Source organism: Achromobacter marplatensis (assembly GCF_049060505.1).
In the GTDB taxonomy this organism is placed as follows: Bacteria; Pseudomonadota; Gammaproteobacteria; order Burkholderiales; family Burkholderiaceae_B; genus Achromobacter; species Achromobacter marplatensis_A.
Window position 1 is genome coordinate 876881 of sequence record NZ_JBMGRB010000001.1, and the last position, 15184, is coordinate 892064.

16 protein-coding genes are annotated in these 15184 nt (G+C 64.0%); 13 read left to right on the top strand and 3 right to left on the bottom strand.

Annotation, left to right across the window (positions count from 1 at the left end; all coding sequences use genetic code 11):
- The first annotated feature begins 39 nt into the window (after nucleotides 1–39).
- Nucleotides 40–1170: a TIGR03364 family FAD-dependent oxidoreductase gene (locus tag ACI0FO_RS03895; RefSeq protein ID WP_416024255.1), complete on the top strand. Its 1131-nt coding sequence runs from the start codon at nucleotides 40–42 to the stop codon at nucleotides 1168–1170.
- A gap of 93 nt (nucleotides 1171–1263) precedes the next feature.
- Here ACI0FO_RS03895 and ACI0FO_RS03900 read toward each other — a convergent pair whose 3' ends face one another.
- The 3 genes from ACI0FO_RS03900 to ACI0FO_RS03910 all read right to left on the bottom strand — a co-directional run bounded on the left by ACI0FO_RS03900 (nucleotide 1264) and on the right by ACI0FO_RS03910 (nucleotide 4895).
- A complete protein-coding gene (locus ACI0FO_RS03900) occupies nucleotides 1264–2409 on the bottom strand; it encodes an aromatic ring-hydroxylating oxygenase subunit alpha (RefSeq protein ID WP_416024257.1) in 1146 nt (381 codons plus the stop codon).
- Between the two features lie 293 nt (nucleotides 2410–2702).
- Nucleotides 2703–3713 (bottom strand): acyltransferase, encoded by a 1011-nt coding sequence (locus tag ACI0FO_RS03905; protein ID WP_416024259.1) that lies wholly within the window; start codon nucleotides 3711–3713, stop codon nucleotides 2703–2705.
- Nucleotides 3714–3926: 213 nt separating this feature from the next.
- A complete protein-coding gene (locus ACI0FO_RS03910) occupies nucleotides 3927–4895 on the bottom strand; it encodes a Bug family tripartite tricarboxylate transporter substrate binding protein (protein ID WP_416024260.1) in 969 nt (322 codons plus the stop codon).
- Nucleotides 4896–5065: 170 nt separating this feature from the next.
- Between ACI0FO_RS03910 and ACI0FO_RS03915 the strand changes: the two genes are divergently transcribed.
- From ACI0FO_RS03915 to ACI0FO_RS03970, 12 genes are all read left to right on the top strand, one after another.
- Nucleotides 5066–5920, top strand: a complete 855-nt coding sequence (locus ACI0FO_RS03915) for an IclR family transcriptional regulator (protein WP_416024262.1) — start codon at nucleotides 5066–5068, stop codon at nucleotides 5918–5920.
- Nucleotides 5921–6002: 82 nt separating this feature from the next.
- Nucleotides 6003–6269 carry an exodeoxyribonuclease VII small subunit gene (locus ACI0FO_RS03920; protein WP_105554896.1) on the top strand — a complete coding sequence of 89 codons (267 nt, stop codon included), beginning with the start codon at nucleotides 6003–6005 and terminating at the stop codon, nucleotides 6267–6269.
- A gap of 7 nt (nucleotides 6270–6276) precedes the next feature.
- Nucleotides 6277–7188, top strand: coding sequence for a polyprenyl synthetase family protein (locus ACI0FO_RS03925; RefSeq protein ID WP_416024265.1), 912 nt, complete (start codon nucleotides 6277–6279; stop codon nucleotides 7186–7188).
- Between the two features lie 53 nt (nucleotides 7189–7241).
- A complete protein-coding gene (gene dxs, locus ACI0FO_RS03930) occupies nucleotides 7242–9104 on the top strand; it encodes a 1-deoxy-D-xylulose-5-phosphate synthase (protein WP_416024267.1) in 1863 nt (620 codons plus the stop codon).
- A 186-nt stretch (nucleotides 9105–9290) separates the two neighbouring features.
- Nucleotides 9291–10088, top strand: coding sequence for a GTP cyclohydrolase FolE2 (folE2, locus tag ACI0FO_RS03935; RefSeq protein ID WP_105554894.1), 798 nt, complete (start codon nucleotides 9291–9293; stop codon nucleotides 10086–10088).
- Nucleotides 10089–10095: 7 nt separating this feature from the next.
- Nucleotides 10096–11019 (top strand): DUF817 domain-containing protein, encoded by a 924-nt coding sequence (locus tag ACI0FO_RS03940; protein ID WP_416024269.1) that lies wholly within the window; start codon nucleotides 10096–10098, stop codon nucleotides 11017–11019.
- 206 nt (nucleotides 11020–11225) lie between these two features.
- A complete protein-coding gene (gene rpsF, locus ACI0FO_RS03945; RefSeq protein WP_183016189.1) occupies nucleotides 11226–11600 on the top strand; it encodes a 30S ribosomal protein S6 in 375 nt (124 codons plus the stop codon).
- Nucleotides 11601–11651: 51 nt separating this feature from the next.
- A complete protein-coding gene (priB, locus tag ACI0FO_RS03950; RefSeq protein WP_105554892.1) occupies nucleotides 11652–11975 on the top strand; it encodes a primosomal replication protein N in 324 nt (107 codons plus the stop codon).
- Between the two features lie 108 nt (nucleotides 11976–12083).
- Entirely contained in the window at nucleotides 12084–12356 is a 273-nt protein-coding gene (gene rpsR / locus ACI0FO_RS03955; RefSeq protein WP_006218308.1) for a 30S ribosomal protein S18, read from the top strand.
- Between the two features lie 15 nt (nucleotides 12357–12371).
- Nucleotides 12372–12827: a 50S ribosomal protein L9 gene (gene rplI / locus ACI0FO_RS03960; protein ID WP_416024272.1), complete on the top strand. Its 456-nt coding sequence runs from the start codon at nucleotides 12372–12374 to the stop codon at nucleotides 12825–12827.
- 127 nt (nucleotides 12828–12954) lie between these two features.
- A complete protein-coding gene (locus ACI0FO_RS03965) occupies nucleotides 12955–13794 on the top strand; it encodes an RIO1 family regulatory kinase/ATPase (protein WP_416024274.1) in 840 nt (279 codons plus the stop codon).
- A complete protein-coding gene (locus ACI0FO_RS03970) occupies nucleotides 13791–15173 on the top strand; it encodes a replicative DNA helicase (RefSeq protein ID WP_006218311.1) in 1383 nt (460 codons plus the stop codon). The genes ACI0FO_RS03965 and ACI0FO_RS03970 overlap by 4 nt, the downstream gene beginning before the upstream one ends.
- The last annotated feature ends 11 nt before the right edge of the window (nucleotides 15174–15184 follow it).

A 15184-nucleotide genomic window follows, 5' to 3' on the forward strand; every position in this document is an offset into this window, starting at 1 on the left:
GGCGGCTTTCCCCGCCATTCCTCTAGCAATGTTCCTGAGATGAAAACTTACGACGTAATCGTGGTGGGCGCGGGCATGCTTGGCATCGCGCACGCCTGGGCGGCCGCCAAGCGCGGCCTGTCGGTGGCCGTGATCGAACGCAGCCGCCAGGCGCACGGCGCCACGATCCGCAACTTCGGCCAGGTCATCGTGACCGGCCAGGCGCCTGGCATGATGCTGTCGCATGCGCAGCAGGCCCGCGAACTGTGGCTGGATCTGGCCGACAAGGCCGGGTTCCATGTGCGCGCCAATGGCGCTCTAGTGCTGGCGCGCAATGCCGACGAGGCTGCCGTGCTGCAAGAGTTCGCGGACACGCGGCTGGTGCAGGAGGGCTACCGCGCCGACCTGCTGTCCGCCCGCGACGTGGCGGGTCTGTACGACGGGCAGTTGGCGCACCACTGCATGGGCCTGCGCGGCCATGACGATCTGCAGATCTATTCCCGCGAAGCGTTACCCGCCATCACGCACTATCTGGCGCAATCCCTGGGCGTGACGTTCATCACCGGCACGTTGGCGAGCGCCGTGGAAAACGGCCTGGTCGGCACCACCGCCGGCGACTTCCAGGGCAAGCACGTGTTCGTTTGCCCGGGCCACGACTACCTGACCTTGCTACCCGAACGCTTCGCGCCATTGAACCTGGAAATCACCCGCTTGCAGATGTTGCGCGCGGCTTTCGAGACGAACCCCATCGCGCTGGACCGGCCCGTGCTGACGGGCTTGTCGTGCGTACATTACGGCGCCTTTTCGGACCTGCCGTCGGCGCAAATACTGCGCGACGTGATCCAGGCACGCAGCCCGATGCTGCTTGAAAACGGCATCCACCTGCTGATCAGCCCCACGCCTTATGGCGAACTGATCATCGGGGATTCGCACCGCTATGGGCAGGACGCGTTCCCGTTCAACGACGAGGCCGTCGACAACGCCATGCTGGACCTGGCGTCGCAGGCGCTGGGCGCGAGATTGCGCGTGTTGGAGCGTTGGCAGGGTGTCTACGGCGCCCACGGCCCGGCGCCGTTCTCGGTGATGCCGGTGGACGCGGCGACGACCGTCGCCGTGATGCACTCGGGCGTCGGCATGACGGTGGGGCTGGCGATCGGCGAGCGAACGGTCGCGGGCGCGATCGGACAATGACGCGCTAGCGCCTTTTACGCAAGAAAAAGGGCCTTGCACGAATGCGAGGCCCTTGCTTCGATTGCGGTACACCCTGCGCAGGCAGGGGTGCGATTAGATGTCGTGCATGATGCGGCGATACCACTCGTGGAAGTGCTGCATGCCGTCTTCCATCGGCGACTGGTACGGGCCAGCTTCGTTCACGCCGCGCAGCATCAGGGCCTTGCGGCCCGCATCCATGCGTTCGGCGATCTCGTCGTCTTCGATGGCCGTTTCCATGTAGGCCGCGCGTTGCGCCTCGACGAATTCGCGTTCGAACGCCGAGATTTCCTCGGGGTAGTAGAACTCGACCACGTTGATCGTTTCCTGCGGGCTCTTCGGATACAACGTCGACAGCACCAGCACGTGCGGGTAAAGCTCGATCATGTGGGTCGGGAAATACGTGACCCACACCGCGCCGAAGTCCGGGGCGTCGCCGTCGCGGAACGACAGCAGGCGGTCGTGCCACTGCTTGTACACGTCGGAACCCGGCTGCGCCAAGGCGCTGTGCACGCCGACCTTCTGCAGGCTGTACCAGTCGTTGAATTCCCAGGTCAGGTCGTCGCAGGTGACGAAGCGGCCCAAGCCGGGATGGAACGGACCGACGTGGTAATCCTCAAGGTAGACCTCGATGAAGGTCTTCCAGTTGTAGTTGCACTGGTGCACTTCGACATGGTCGAGCACGTAGTCGCCGAAGTTGAACTCGGGGCGCGAGAACAGCGGGGCCATGTCCGAGGCCGGATCGCGCGGGCCTTCGAACAGCAGGCCGTGGCAATCGCGCAGGCGGAACTTCTGCAAGTTCATGCAGGGCGTGGTCTCGAATTGGGGCGCGCCCAACAATTCGCCTTGATTGTTGTACGTCCAGCGGTGCAGCGGGCAAACGATGTTGCCGCCGGTGGCTTTCAGATTGCCTTGGGAATTGCAGTTGCCGGCCACATTGCCGGCCTCGCCGCCCAGCATCAACGCCTGGCGGTGACGGCAGACATTTGAGATGAGTTCAACGCCCTGCTGGTTGCGAACCAGCACGCGTCCTGCGTTTTCCTGAACCAACGTACGCCAATCCCCGATTTCGGGCACCAATTTCTGGTGGCCGACATATTGCGAGGATTGCTTGAAAATGAGTTCTTGCTCGCGGGCAAAGAGGGCTTCGTCAAAGTAAGCACTGACGGGTAGCTGGGTGCGAGCTGGCACGACATGTGCCATCCGACCGATGTCGGTCATGATTCCCTCCGCTCGGATAAAAAAGCCAGGACGGTTTGAACTCTGCCAAGCGCTTTTGTTCAAGCCCAGCGATTTTGCGAACTGCTTTTGCAAACGCTTGAGCTCAACAGTCGAGCTTGGCTAAATCCATGCTGGCGCGAAGAAAAATCGGTGTCTGGCCGATCAAATAAGCCGTGAATTGTACCCCAAGGGATTCCCCCACGCCCGTGAAGATCCGTGAAGCTTGGTGAAGTTGAACTGGGGGATGTCCGGCGAGGCGTAAAACCCTATTAACCCTTCGCGGCGTAGGTCTTTCAGACGAGCCGGCGGGTGGCCGGATGGCGTCGCAGCAGCCAACTGCTGGCGGCCGACAGGGCGAACACGGCCAGGGTCAGCAAGGGCACGGTCCAGGCATCGCGATCCCCACCGGTGAATGCGCCCGCGCGCCGCGCCACGTCCAGGAATACCGGGTGAATCAGATAGACGCCGAAGGTCAGCGGCGCCAGCGAGGCCAGCCGCGGCAGGCGTGGCGACGAGACGATCCATTGGAACGCGGCCAGTGACATGAACGGCACCGTCAGGCTGAAATAGTCATAGAAATAGGTGTCCAGGGCATGGCCGTTGGACATGACGCTTACGCCCAGCGCGGTGGCGGCCACGCTGGCCGCCAGCATCAGGCCGGGCCGGGGAATGCGCATGTCGCCGTCAAAAATCAGGCGGCCGGCCACGAAGTACCCCAGATATGGCAGAAACCAGGTCAGGAAGAAGCCGTGCGGGGCACCCAGTGCGCGCCGGTACAGCGCATCCAGGATCGCCACGCCCAAAATGCCCACGACCCAGAGCGCGCGTCCGCGCGGCGTGCTGCGCGCATACAGCAGGCGGGCCAGCGGGGCGAAGAGGTACAGCCCCACGATCATGTACAGGTACCACAGGTGGTAATACGGTTCGCCCTGCACGACCTTGCGCGGCCAGAACGAAAAGTCGACACGCCCGTCGTCCCACCAGTCCAGGCCCGTGCGCCAGGCCAGATAGAACAAGGTCCAGAAGACCAGCGGCGCGCAGATGCGCGCCATCCGGCGGCTGTAGAACGTGAGGGCGTCGTGGGGCTTGCCCGGGTCCAGCAGCAGCGCGCCGCTGACCATGACGAAGACGGGCACGCACCAACGCGCCGCCGAGTCGTACAAATTGGCGGCCAGCCAGGCGCCGCGGCCATAGGCGGCCGGGTCGCTGACGATCAGCGCCGCGCTATGCAGCAGCACGACCGCCACGGCCGCCAGCCAGCGGGCGGCGTCCAGGCGGGCGTATCGGTCTTCGGTATCAGGCAATCCGGGCTCCCGCTGGTGAATCCTCTTTCACCTTAGCAGCGGCATGCGCCCGGCTTCTGTATCCAGCGGTTAGGCAAGGCGTAAAAAACCGACAGGACCCGAGTGGGCGCTGTCGGTGGAAAGGGCGGCGGACGGAGAGGCCCGCCACCGTTTCGCGGGCCGGCAAGACCGCGAACGATTTGTCACTAAACCGTTGGCGGCAATCGTGCGCGCTTATTGCAGGACGATGTTGGCCTGTTTGATCAGTTGCGACACGATCGGTTGTTCGGTCTTGATCTGCTTGTCCAATTCGGCCGCCGTGCCCGAGCGCGGGTCGATGCCCATGTCCAGCATGCGCTTCTTCACGGCTTCGTCCTGCAGAGTCGCGGTCAGCGCGGCCTGCAGTTTTTCCAGCACCGGCGCCGGCGTGCCCTTGGGCGCCACGAAGCTGAACCAGGCCGTCATGTCGAAGGCAGGGTAGCCCTCTTCGGCCAGCGTCTGCAGCTTGGGCAGCGTTGCCAGCCGAGACGGGCTGGTGATGGCGAAGACCTTGACCTTGCCGGCGTCCGCTTGCGGCATGCCGGTGGCCACCATATCGAAGAACAGGTCCACGTCGCCGCTGATCAACGCGGGCAGGGCCTGGGTCGCGCCCTTGAAGGGGACGTGCAGGATATCGATGCCGGCGCGTTCCTTGAACAGTTCGCCAGCCAGGTGCGACGACGTGCCGGGGCCGAAGGTCGCGAACGTCAGTTTGCCCGGGTTCTGCTTGGCGTAGGCCACCACGTCCTGCGTGCTGTTGAACGGCCGCTTGGGGCTGGACAGCAGCACCAGCGGGCCGACGCCCACCATGCCGATGCGGGCAAAACCGTCCGGGTCGTAGGGCAGTTCCTTATACAGATAGCGGTTGGTCACGAGCGTGGAGTTCGTGGCCATCAAGATGGTGTAGCCGTCCGGTTGCTCTCGCGACACGAACGCCGCCCCGATGGACGTGCCCGCGCCCGCTTTGTTCTCCACGATCATGGGCTGGCCCAGGGTCTTGGCCATACGTTCGGCCAGCATGCGGGTCAGCACATCCGTGGCGCCGCCCGCCGGGAAGGGCGAGACGACCTTGATGGGCCGCGCCGGATACGTATCGGCTTGCGCGCCCAGCGCGGCGGCGCTGAACAATACGGTGGCCAGCAGTTTGATACTCGTGCGAATCATGTTTTCCCCTTGAAATCGCGTGCGTGAGTGGAGGGCGGGCTTGGCTTGGCCCGATCGCGCCGCCAGGGGCGCCGCAGTGGCTTGCCAAGTCTCCTTGGATCATTTAAATTCCGTTATATGGAATTTAGTTTTGTTATTCGAAATAAACTATAAAAACGAAGCGAATAGAAATGCAATCTTTTTCTGATGCCAAGCGGGTTATCCATACGGCCACCAAGCCCGACGAAAGGCTGGAACTCAGTCAGCCAGCGCGCCGCAAGCGCACCGCCGGCGTGGGCGAGGGCGCGAATTCCCCCGACTTCATCACCGCGCTGGCGCGGGGCCTGGACGTGTTGCGCTGCTTTCGCCATGGCGTGACGGCGCTGGGCAACCTGGACCTGGCGCGCCTGACGGGGCTGCCCAAGCCCACCATCAGCCGCATCACGTACACGCTTACCGAGCTGGGCTACCTGCGCTATCACCCCGATACCGGCAAGTACTCGCCCGGCTATGGCGTGCTGGCGCTGGGCTTCGGCCTGCTGGCCGGGCTCGAGGTGCGCGAACTGGCCAAGGCCTCGATGACCGAATTGGCCCGCGACACCGGCGGCGCGGTCGCGCTCGGCGCGTTCGACGGCGACGCCATGACCTATGTCGAAGCGATCCACGGATCTTCCGCGCTGTACCTGCGCCTGCCCGTCGGCTATCGCGCCAGCCTGGACAGCGCAATGGGCCGGGCCTATCTGGCCAGCCTGCCGGCGGGCGCGTGCGACGAGACGATGGCGCGCTTGGGGCCTGCCGCCCCTCCCGTTGAGGCCATTGCCCGCGCGCGCCAGGAATTGCACGAATCGGGCGGCTGCTTCGCCATCGGCGAGTGGCAGTCCGGCATTAACGCCGTCGCGGTGCCGTTCACGTCCATCACCGGCGAAGGCGTTTTCGTGATGAGCTGCGGCGGTCCCGCCAGCCTGTTACCGGAACCCGACCTGCGCACGCGCGTGACGCCCGCGTTGCGGGCGGCGATCGCGGGTCTTGCGGGGGCATCCGCATGATCGCGCGGGCGTAGCCGGCTATGGCGTGGCGATCTCGTACAATTCGGAGATTGATCCACCCCTAGCGCCCTCGGAGACCCGTTTGGCCAAACCCACACAAGCCGATCCGCAGATCGACGACCGTCCCTTGCCCCAGGATTTCGAAACGGCCCTGGCCGAATTGGAGTCATTGGTTGCGGCCATGGAAGACGGATCGTTGCCGCTTGAGCAATCGCTGGCCGCCTACCGGCGCGGCGTTGCGCTCACCCGGGTCTGCCAAGACCGCTTGGCGCAGGCCGAACAGCAGGTGAAGGTCCTGGAGGGCGACTTGCTGCGCCCACTGGACCCCGCGGCGCTGGATGACGAATAAGAACCCGATGAAGCAAACTCAACTCGCTTTCCCGGAGTGGCTGCAGGGGCGCGTGCGGCACGTCGAAGACGTCCTGGACGACCTGATGCCCCCCGCGGATGTGCTGCCGGTCCGCCTGCATGAAGCCATGCGCTATGCCGTCCTGGGCGGCGGCAAGCGGGTACGCGCCGCGATGGTCTATGCCGCCGGCCAAGCCTGCCCCGTCAGCGGCAGCGTGCTGGCCATCGAAGCCTCGCTGGATCGCGCCGCTGCGGCGGTGGAACTGATCCACGCGTATTCGCTGGTGCACGACGACTTGCCTTGCATGGACAACGATACGCTGCGGCGCGGACAGCCCACGACGCACGTCAAGTTCGACGAAGCCACCGCCATGCTGGCGGGCGATGCCTTGCAGCCGCTGGCCTTCGACCTGCTGGCCTCGATGCCGATCGCGCCCGCCCTGGTGGTGCAAGCCACCCAGTCGTTGGCGCGCGCCGCCGGCAGTCAGGGCATGGCGGGCGGCCAGGCCATCGACCTGCTCAGCGTTGGCCGTTCCCTGTCGCGCGATGACCTGCAAACCATGCACAGCATGAAGACCGGCGCCATGCTGGCCTGCAGTGTTGCGCTGGGCGGCATTGTCGCGGGTGCCAGCTCGGCCTCGCGTCAGGCGCTGGACGCCTATGCGCAAGCGATGGGCCTGGCCTTCCAGGTCGTGGACGATATTCTTGATGTGACCGCCGATACCGCCAGCCTGGGCAAGACCCCCGGCAAGGACGCAGCGGAGAATAAGCCGACCTACGTGTCGCTCCTGGGCTTGTCCGAGGCGCGGGCGTTCGCCGACGAATTGCGTGAAGCGGCGCTGGCGGCGTTGGCGCCTTTGGGCGATGCTGGCGGGCGCCTGGCGCAATTGGCCGACTTCATCGTCCTTCGAGACCGCTGATCCGTGACCAGCCCGGCCTGAATCCACGCCGGGTCAACGAACCCCATAAAAGCATGACGACTGATTTATTGGACCGCATTCAATCCCCGGCAGACCTCAAGCGCCTGGATCGTCGCGAGCTGAAAAAGCTAGCGGACGAACTGCGCGGCTTCGTGCTGGAGTCGGTATCCAAAACGGGCGGGCACCTGTCGTCCAACTTGGGCACGGTCGAGCTCACGCTGGCGCTGCATCAGGTGTTCGACACGCCGCATGACCGCATCGTCTGGGACGTGGGCCACCAGTCCTACCCGCACAAGATCCTGACCGGACGCCGCGCCGGCATGGCGCAACTGCGTCAGGCGGGCGGAATCTCGGGGTTTCCGAAGCGCAGCGAATCCGAATATGACGCTTTCGGCACCGCGCATTCATCGACGTCCATCTCGGCCGCGCTGGGCATGGCGGTGGCCTCGCGCAACGCCGGCGTGCAACGCCAGCACATCGCCGTCATCGGCGACGGCGCCATGTCCGCCGGCATGGCGTTCGAGGCCATGAACAACGCGGGCGTCACGCCCAACATCAACCTGCTGGTGATCCTGAACGACAACGACATGTCGATCTCGCCGCCGGTGGGGGCGCTGAACCGCTATCTGGCGCGCCTGATGTCGGGCCGCTTCTACGCCACGGCCAAGAACGTCGGCCGCGCCGTGCTGCAGCATGTGCCGCCGGTGCTTGAGCTGGCGCGCCGGTTCGAAGAGCATGCCAAGGGCATGGTCACGCCGGCCACGCTGTTCGAAGAGTTCGGCTTCAATTACGTCGGCCCCATCGACGGCCACGACCTGGACGCCCTGGTGCCCACCTTGCAGAACCTGAAGGCCTTGCAAGGCTTGCAGTTCCTGCACGTGGTCACGAAGAAGGGGCAGGGCTACAAGCTGGCCGAGGCCGATCCGGTGCTGTACCACGGGCCGGGCAAGTTCGACCCCGCCGTCGGCATCCAGCAATCCAAGGCCCCGGGCAAGCGCACGTTCACCCAGGTGTTCGGCAGCTGGTTGTGCGACATGGCCGAGCAGGATTCGCGCCTGGTCGCCGTCACGCCCGCCATGCGCGAAGGCAGCGGCCTGGTGGAATTTGAAAAACGGTTCCCGCTGCGTTATTTCGATGTGGGCATTGCCGAGCAGCACGCCGTGACGTTTGCCGCCGGCATCGCTTGCGAAGGGCAGAAACCTGTGGTCGCGATCTACTCGACCTTCCTGCAGCGCGGCTACGATCAGTTCATCCACGACGTGGCCCTACAGAATCTGGACGTGACCTTCGCGCTGGACCGTGCGGGCATCGTGGGCGCCGACGGCGCCACCCATGCCGGCAACTACGACACCGCGTTCCTGCGCTGCGTACCGAACATGGTGATCGCCACGCCGTCGGACGAAAGCGAAACGCGTCTGTTGCTGTCCACCTGTTATCAGCACCCGGGTCCGGCATCCGTGCGCTATCCGCGCGGCGCGGGCTGCGGCGCCCCGGAAGGCGCCGCGCTCGACACGGTCGAATTGGGCCGCGGCGTGGTGCGCCGCGAAGGCAAGAAGATCGCCATCCTGGGGTTCGGCACCCTGGTGCCGGCCGCGTTGGCCGCCGCCGGCAAGCTGGACGCCACGGTGGCCGACATGCGCTTCGTCAAACCCATTGACCGCGAACTGATCCTTGACCTGGCGGCCCGTCACGATGCGCTGGTTACGCTGGAAGACGCGTCGATCATGGGCGGGGCGGGCAGCGCCGTGCTCGAGACCCTGAGCGCCGCCGGCGTGCAGATCCCCGTGTTGCAGCTGGGATTGCCGGACGCCTTCATCGACCATGGCGAGCAATCCGCCCTGTTGGCGGGCATCGGCCTGGATGCCGCAGGCATCGAACAGTCGATCCGTGCCCGTTACGCCGATCTGCTGGCTTGATGGATATAGATGGCCGGGCAAAGGCGCCGCTTTTGTCCGGCATATGAAACACACTGTTCCGGCCCCGCCAACCTACGGATAGAAGGGTTTTCCCTGGCGGTTGTCGGGGTTTGGGCGATAATGGCCGTCTCTCAAAGTTTCCTAGGCCGTGCGCGAGCGACTGATCGCCTAGACAGGTAAGCTGACATGAATTCTCCGATCGACCCCGCCATCGTGATGCCCGACGTCCAAAGCTCGGCGGATACCCGGCACATCCCGATTCAACGCGTGGGCATTCGTGGCGTGCGCCACCCCATGCTGATTGAAAGCGGCGACGGCTCGGCCCAAGGCACTGTCGCCAACTGGACCCTGACGGTGGCGCTGCCGCCCGAAGAAAAGGGGACGCACATGTCCCGCTTCGTCGCGCTGCTGGAAAAGTACCGCAGCACCCCCATGACGCCGACCCTGTTCCGCGCCATGGCGGCCGACATGCTGCCGCTGCTGCACGCCGACCGTGGCGACATCACGGCGTCGTTCCCGTACTTCATCAACAAGTCGGCGCCGATCTCCGGCGTGCAAAGCCTGCTGGACTACGAAGTCCAGTGGATCGCCCGCGCCCAAGGCGACGGCGTCGAATTCGAACTGATCGTGCAGGTGCCGGTCACCAGCCTCTGCCCGTGTTCCAAGGCCATCTCGGAATACGGCGCGCACAACCAGCGCTCGCATGTCACGGTCTCGGCCATCCTGAGCGACGACATCAGCATGGATGGCGTCATTCGCCTGATCGAAGAAGAAGGTTCGTGCGAACTCTGGGGCCTGCTCAAGCGCCCTGACGAAAAGTACGTGACCGAACGCGCCTACGACAACCCCAAGTTCGTCGAAGACCTGGTGCGCGACGTGGCCGCCCGCCTGAACGCGCACCCGGGTATCGCCCGCTATCGCGTCGAGGCCGAAAACTTCGAATCGATCCACAACCACTCGGCCTACGCCGTCGTGGAAGGCTGAGCGTTCCGTGAACCATCCGGCGGCCAGGGACTGGCCGCTTATCGCGGGGCTGCAAGAGTGGGAATCGCGGCTGGCCAGCAATTTGGCCGGCCGCGGCCGTTTTGGCGTCGCGTTCTACGAGTTCTTCCGCTTTGGTGCAAAGCAGGCCTGGGCTTGTTTGTTCGGGGGTCTGATGTGCGCGCTGCTGCTGGGCACGCACTGGTGGTATCCCAAGGACGCGCTGCTGGCCCGCTATGATTTCCTGACTCTTGCCGCGCTGGGTATCCAGGCCCTGCTGCTGGCGCTGCGCATGGAAACCTGGACCGAAGCCCGCGTGATCCTCATGTTCCATGTGGTGGGCACCGGCATGGAACTCTTCAAGACGGCGGCGGGGTCCTGGATCTACCCCGAGGCCAGTGTGCTCCGGATCGGCGGCGTGCCGCTGTTCACGGGTTTCATGTATGCGGCGGTGGGCAGCTACCTGGCCCGGGTGTGGCGCCTGTTCGATTTCCGTTTTCGCGCCCATCCGCCGATGGCCGCCACGGTGGCGCTGTCGGTGCTGATCTATGTGAATTTCTTTGCGCACCACTTCATCATGGATTTCCGCTGGGCGCTGTTCGGCTTGACGGCGGCGCTGTTCGCGCGCACCTGGGTGTATTTCCGGATCTGGCGAGTCTACCGGCGCATGCCGTTGCTGCTGGGTTTCGTGCTGGTCGCCCTGTTCATCTGGTTCGCCGAGAACATCGGCACCTTCGCCAACGCCTGGCGCTACCCCAATCAGTCGCATGCTTGGGAATGGGTGTCGGTGGCCAAGCTGGGTTCATGGTTCTTGCTCATGATCATCAGTTATGTGATGGTCAGCGTGGTCAACCGGCCGCAGGAAATCGGTGTTGCCGATTTGCCTCGGCCGGTCGGCCAGGGTGACGGAAATAGCCCGTCCCTTATTTCTTGAGCCCCTTGCGGCTTGCACCACGCCGCTCGATCGGTGATAATCGAGGGCTTTCTTGCTCGACCGCCCATGGTTTTTGGGTAGCGGGCTGCCCCTTGCGGGCCGACGTCTTAGCGTGCTGAAACCACAAAGTGGGCAGCGCGACACCCATGATGGAAAGCGCGGGTGCAGGATGTTGGCCAGCGAGACATCCTCAAGGAGTTTTACTCATGCGTCACTACGAAGTAGTGTTTATCGTTCACCCCGACCAAAGCGAGCAAGTGCCCGCCATGGTCGAACGTTACCAAGCGCTGGTCACGGGCCAAGGCGGCTCGGTTCATCGCCTGGAAGACTGGGGTCGCCGTCAACTGGCCTACCCGATCCAGAAGCTGGTCAAGGCTCACTACGTTTGCCTGAACATCGAGTGCGGCCAAGCCACGCTGGATGAGCTGGAGCACTCGTTCCGCTACAACGACGCCGTTCTGCGCCACCTGGTCATCAAGACCAAGAAGGCCCAGGCCACGCCCTCGATCATGATGAAGTCGGTTGAGCGCGAAGAAGCCCGTAAGGCTTCGGCTGAAGCAGCGCCGGCTCAGGCCGAGTAAGCAGGGCTCACGCAGAGCTCATCCCGTGAAGTCCCCTTGGTGCACGGCAGGATGAACAAGCTGGAACTCAGCGCCCGCGTTCTTGAATGCGAGCCTTTGCGCCACACTCCCGCCGGACTGCCAGCGCTGGAAATGCTGCTGGCACACGAATCGGAAGTCATTGAAGCCGGCCACCCGCGCCGTGTCGAATTGACGATTACCGCCGTGGCACTAGGCGATCTGGCGTTGCTGTTGAAGAACACCGCGTTAGGGTCTGAATTGCTGGTGCAGGGGTTTTTGGCTCCCGCCCGCAAAGACTCGGTGAAGATCAAGCTGCATTTGCAGCAAGCACGCAAGGTCAGCGGCAGCGCAGGGCGCGATCCGCAGGTGGCTTGAAGGGAATGGGCAAAAGGTGCGAGAGCGCCTTCTGAATACGGATAGGTTATGGGAGTTTGGCCCGGTTATTGATAACCACCAGATCCCTCAAACATAGAGGCACATATCATGGCTTTCTTCGGAAAACGCAAAGAAAAACGCAAATTCACGCAGCAGAACCCGCTCTTCAAGCGTCGTAAGTTCTGCCGCTTCACCGCAGCCGGCGTCGAAGAGATCGACTACAAGGATCTGGACACCCTGCGCGACTTCGTGCAAGAAAACGGCAAGATCATCCCGGCTCGTCTGACCGGCACCAAGGCAATCTACCAGCGCCAGCTGGACACCGCCATCAAGCGCGCGCGCTTCCTGGCCCTGTTGCCTTACACCGACAACCACAACTAATCCGGGGCACTGAAAATGCAAATTATTCTGCTCGAAAAAGTCGTCAACCTGGGCAACCTGGGTGAAGTCGTTCGCGTGCGTGATGGTTACGCCCGCAACTTCCTGATTCCCCAGCGCAAGGCTCGTCGTGCAACCGACGCCGCGCTGAAGGAATTCGAAGCTCGCCGCGCCGAGCTGGAAAAGGTCCAGGCTGAAAAGCTGGCCGCCGCCCAAGCTCTGGGCGAGCGCGTCTCCGGCTTCCAGCTGAAGATCGCACAGAAGGCCGGTGTTGACGGCCGCCTGTTCGGCTCGGTCACCAATGCCGACATCGCCGAAGCGCTGAAAAAGGCCGGTTTCGAAGGCATTGAAAAGGCGCAAGTGCGTCTGCCCAATGGCCAGCTGAAGTCGATCGGCGAGTTCCCGATCCAGGTCGCCCTGCACGCCGACGTTCTCGTCGACGTCACGGTTCTGGTTGAAGGCGAACTGTCCTAAGCCGGTACCCGCAGTACAAAGAAGCCGGCCCGCGCGCCGGCTTTTTTTCTTTTTGCCCGGCCTCCATTGCGTGTAGCCTTTCGGGCATCGCGCATGAAGCGCGCCACTGTTTCGCACCGAGGACCCTTTGACTCAGCCGCCCGTCCATCACAACGCGCCGCCTGGCTTGCGCGCCTGGCTTGACAGCGTTGATGCCTCGCGCGAACCCTCCGTGCGGGACGTGACGATCGATGGCGTGCGCTGCATCATCAAACGCCGCCGCCCAAGCTTCGGCCGCGGCGTGGCGTATGCGCTGCGCTATGTCCGGGCCGTCTTGCTGGGCGTGGGCTGCAAGCTGTTCCTGGGTGAATTCCCGCGTCCCGGCGTGCTGTTGCAAAACGGCCTGGCACATGAAGCCCAACGCCTGTCGACGCTGTTGCAGGCCGGTTGCCGCGTGCCCGAAGTATGGTGGCAAGAGCAGGGCCTGCTGGTGCTGGAATACGTGGGCGAAGACCTGGCCGACCTGATCCGCAACGAGGATTCCACCTCGCAGTTGTGGCTGGCTCGCGCGGCCGCCAACGACATGGCGGCGTTCCACGCCCGCGGCATGTGGCACGGCGGCGCGCAAATCCGCAATATCACGCTGCGCGACGGCGAGCTGTGGCGCATCGATTTCGAAGAGAACATCGGTTCCACGTTGTCACGTCCGCTGGCCCAGGCGTACGATTTGTTCCAGATGCTGGCGTCCCTCGTGTCTTTGCGTAAACTGCCGGATGACGTAGCCGTGACGCTGGGTGAACTGGCGCTGCGCGTCTACCTCGAGAGCAACCCCGACCCCGAGGTCAAAGCCCGCCTGACGCGCCTGGCGCGCGTCCTGTGCGGCGTCGCGACACCCTTGCGGCCCCTGTTGCGCCGCTTGCCCTCGCGCGACGTCCAAGGCTTTTTCCGCGCTGCCGACATCTTGCAGCCGTTACTATTGAAGTTATGAACACACCTGCCGATCCCCAGCTCGAATACCTGCGCGTTCCTCCCCATTCGATCGAGGCGGAGCAGTCGGTTCTGGGCGGCCTGCTGCTGGACAATACCGCGTGGGACCGCATCGCCGACGTGCTGGTCGAAGAAGACTTCTACCGCCACGACCACCGCCTGATCTGGCACCACATTGCCCGCCTGATCGGGCTGGCGCGTCCCGCCGATGTCATCACCGTCAATGAATCGCTGATCAGCGCCGGCAAGGCCGAAGATTCGGGCGGGCTGGCTTATCTGAACGCGCTGGCGCACAACACGCCGTCGGCGGCCAACATTCGCCGCTACGCCGAAATCGTGCGAGAGCGCGCCATGTTGCGCAAGCTGGTGTCGATTGCCGACGAAATCTCGTCGGCGGCATTGAACCCTCAGGGCAAGGAAGCGCGGCAACTGCTGGATGAAGCCGAATCCAAGGTGTTCAAGATCGCCCAGGAAGGTTCGCGCGGCGCCGCGGGCTTCCAGGAAATCCAGCCGCTGCTGACCCAGGTGGTCGAGCGCATTGACGAGCTCTACCACCGGGAAGGCAGTTCGGACGTCACCGGCGTGCCGACGGGCTTCACCGACCTGGACAAGATGACTTCCGGCATGCAGGGCGGCGACCTGATCATCGTGGCGGGGCGTCCGTCGATGGGCAAGACGTCGTTCTCGATGAACATCGGCGAACACGTGGCCATCGAACAAGGCCTGCCCGTGGCCGTGTTTTCCATGGAAATGGGCGCGGTGCAGCTGGCGATGCGTATGCTGGGTTCGGTCGGCTTGCTGGACCAGCACCGCATGCGTACCGGCAAGCTCATCGCCGATGACTGGCCCCGCGTGACCCACGCAGTGCAGCTCATGCAGGATGCGCAGGTCTACATCGACGAGACGCCCGCATTGAGCCCGATGGAAGTGCGTGCGCGCACGCGCCGCCTGGCCCGCCAGTGCGGCCAATTGGGCCTGATCATCATCGACTACCTGCAACTGATGTCGGGTAACGGCTCCGGCGAAAACCGGGCAACCGAAGTGTCGGAAATCAGCCGTTCGCTCAAGGGCTTGGCCAAAGAGCTGAACTGCCCGCTGATCGCGCTGTCGCAGTTGAACCGAAGCCTGGAACAGCGTCCGAACAAGCGCCCCGTGATGAGCGATTTGCGCGAATCCGGCGCTATCGAACAGGACGCCGACGTGATCCTGTTCATTTATCGCGACGAGGTCTACAACCCCGATTCGCCGGACAAGGGCACTGCCGAGATCATCATCGGCAAGCAGCGTAACGGGCCGATCGGCACGGTGCGCCTCACCTTCCAGGGCTCCAGCACGCGCTTCCTGAACTTCTCGGGTGCGCAGCCCCGCGACATGTACTGACGCCTGGCGAT

Coding starts and splice junctions, on each gene's coding strand:
- dxs (WP_416024267.1), top strand. CDS start 7,242: ATGACGACTGATTTATTGGACCGCATTCAATCCCCGGCAGACCTCAAG.
- rplI (WP_416024272.1), top strand. CDS start 12,372: ATGCAAATTATTCTGCTCGAAAAAGTCGTCAACCTGGGCAACCTGGGT.
- priB (WP_105554892.1), top strand. CDS start 11,652: ATGAACAAGCTGGAACTCAGCGCCCGCGTTCTTGAATGCGAGCCTTTG.
- ACI0FO_RS03900 (WP_416024257.1), bottom strand. CDS start 2,409: ATGACCGACATCGGTCGGATGGCACATGTCGTGCCAGCTCGCACCCAG.
- folE2 (WP_105554894.1), top strand. CDS start 9,291: ATGAATTCTCCGATCGACCCCGCCATCGTGATGCCCGACGTCCAAAGC.
- rpsF (WP_183016189.1), top strand. CDS start 11,226: ATGCGTCACTACGAAGTAGTGTTTATCGTTCACCCCGACCAAAGCGAG.
- ACI0FO_RS03895 (WP_416024255.1), top strand. CDS start 40: ATGAAAACTTACGACGTAATCGTGGTGGGCGCGGGCATGCTTGGCATC.
- rpsR (WP_006218308.1), top strand. CDS start 12,084: ATGGCTTTCTTCGGAAAACGCAAAGAAAAACGCAAATTCACGCAGCAG.
- ACI0FO_RS03910 (WP_416024260.1), bottom strand. CDS start 4,895: ATGATTCGCACGAGTATCAAACTGCTGGCCACCGTATTGTTCAGCGCC.
- ACI0FO_RS03915 (WP_416024262.1), top strand. CDS start 5,066: ATGCAATCTTTTTCTGATGCCAAGCGGGTTATCCATACGGCCACCAAG.
- ACI0FO_RS03925 (WP_416024265.1), top strand. CDS start 6,277: ATGAAGCAAACTCAACTCGCTTTCCCGGAGTGGCTGCAGGGGCGCGTG.
- ACI0FO_RS03970 (WP_006218311.1), top strand. CDS start 13,791: ATGAACACACCTGCCGATCCCCAGCTCGAATACCTGCGCGTTCCTCCC.